Annotated in this window: 1 pseudogene; it reads right to left on the reverse strand. The window is 66.4% G+C overall.

The window, feature by feature from the left end:
* Positions 1–90: 90 nt before the first annotated feature.
* Positions 91–2,044 (reverse strand): annotated as a pseudogene (locus SALPAC2_RS24170) (S8 family peptidase); the annotation flags it as partial.

Below are 2,044 nucleotides of genomic sequence, written 5' to 3' on the forward strand. Positions count from 1 at the left end.
CGGAACTCCGGATCGAACTGGCGTCTCGTCTCAGCCATGAACCTCTATCCCTCAAGCTCTGGCCTCCACGCTACGAGGGGAAGGGCAGCCCTCGCTGCTCTTTTCGGTCGGCAGGACGTACAAGTCGTCGTATAGCGGCGGGACGCTGCCAACGTAGTGGAAGGGGATGTCGTCCGGGTAGCCGACGACGTACTCGAGTTTGCGCTGTCGGTTCTCGGTGCGTTGGGGGGTGGTGGTGTCGAGAAGTCGTGCCTTGCTTGCGTCCAGTGTTACCGCAGTTGGTTTGTCGAGCACGATTAGCGGGGCGACCAGTAGGGCGAGGCCGAGAGAGTCATCGCGTTCACCCGGAACGTCCAACTCGGCATGAATGGAGAACGTCCCCGAGGGGAGGCGCAGCGACTGCTCACCATCGACATCGACGACCCAGGGCTCCCATTCGCCGGCCGCGTACACCTCAACGAAGGAGCTGGTGGGTTGGCCGTTGTGGTCGCGGAGTTTGATGGTGAGGTCGTGCTTTTCTCCTTCTTTGATGAGGCCGAGGGCGGTGCGGGTGATGGTTTCACCGGTGCTGGCATCGGTGCCGACGAGGTAGCCGGTGTATTCGCCGGTGGTGTCTCCGCGCGGATCGCCGGTGATCGGGATGTCCACCTGGCCTTCGGCGGGGACGGTGACCGTGGGGGTGTCGGTGGTGAATGCCTCGTTGTCGGTGGTGGTGAGGTTGAGGGTGACGGGTGTGGTGCTGGTGTTGGTGAGGGTGACCGATTTCGTGATGGGGGTGTCGGTGGGTTGGTGTGGCCAGTCGAAGTAGCCGAAGAATATTGAGCCGGTGGCCTGCACGGTCCTGTTTACCGCTGCCGCTACGTCGAGGCGGCCGGTGCCGACCTGGTAGGGGGTGTAGCTGTCGCTCAGCGCCTCGGCGCTGCTCGTCAGGGCGGTTTTGAGTTGGGTGTTGGTCCAGTTGGGGTGTTGTTGGGTGAGGATGGCGGCGGCTCCGGCGACGTGTGGGGTGGCCATGGAGGTGCCGTCGAGGCTGTGGTACATGCCGTCGCCGGTGCTGTGTTGGGAGCGGGCGGCGTTGATGGCGGCGCCGGGGGCGGTGAGGTCGGGTTTCAGCGCACCGGTGCGGGCGAGGGGTCCGGCGCTGGAGAACCTGGCGAGTTGGTCCTGTTTGTCGACGGCGCCGACGGTGAGGGCGCTGGCTGCGGTGCCGGGGGTGCCGATGAGTCCGCCGTAGTTGTTGCCGGCGGCGACGACGAAGAGGGTGTCGTGCTGCGCGGAGAGGGTGTCCACGGCGAGGGCCAATGGGTCGAGTCCGTCGGTGCGCGACGGGTCGCCGAGGCTCATGTTGATGATGTCGGCGCCGGATTCGGCAGCCCATTGCATGCCAGCGATGATCCAGGAGTCGTAGCCGCTGCCTCCGTTGTTGAGGACTTTGCCGATGAGTAGGTCGGTTGCGGGTGCGACGCCGGTGTTGTCGCCGTTGGAGGCCGTACCGGTGCCGGCGATGGTGGAGGCGACGTGGGTGCCGTGTCCGTTGACGTCGGTGGTGTCTTCGTCGGGGACGAAGCTGACGCTGTCCTGGATCTGGTCGGTGAGGTCGGGGTGGGTGGGGTCGATGCCGGTGTCGAGGACGGCGACGGTGGTGCCGTCGCCGTCGTAGCCGGCGTTCCAGGCTTCGGGGGCGCCGATTTGGGGGACGCTGTCAGCCAGGTCGGCGTGGACCTGGCCGTCGAGCCAGATCTTGGCAGCGCCGGTGCTTTCGCGGTTCGCCTCGGAGCCGGACTCGGAGGTGGTGGCCTTGGTGGTGAGGGTGGTCCAGAGGGTGCGGGTGTCTTTCTTGTTGGTGGTGAGGGCGTGGCCGTTGATGGCGGGTAGGTCGTGGGTGAGGGTGGCGCCGGCCGGTGCGGCGGTGGTGCGGGTGCTGGTGTCGGGGTAGGTGGCGATCAGCGGTAGTTCGGTGGTGTGGGCGTCGTCGTAGCCCATGTCGTCGCCGGTGCTGTGTTGGGAGCGGGCGGCGTTGATGGCGAAGCCGGTGTCGGTGAGG

The sequence above is a fragment of the Salinispora vitiensis genome, from assembly GCF_000378825.1.
In the GTDB taxonomy this organism is placed as follows: domain Bacteria; phylum Actinomycetota; class Actinomycetes; order Mycobacteriales; family Micromonosporaceae; genus Micromonospora; species Micromonospora vitiensis.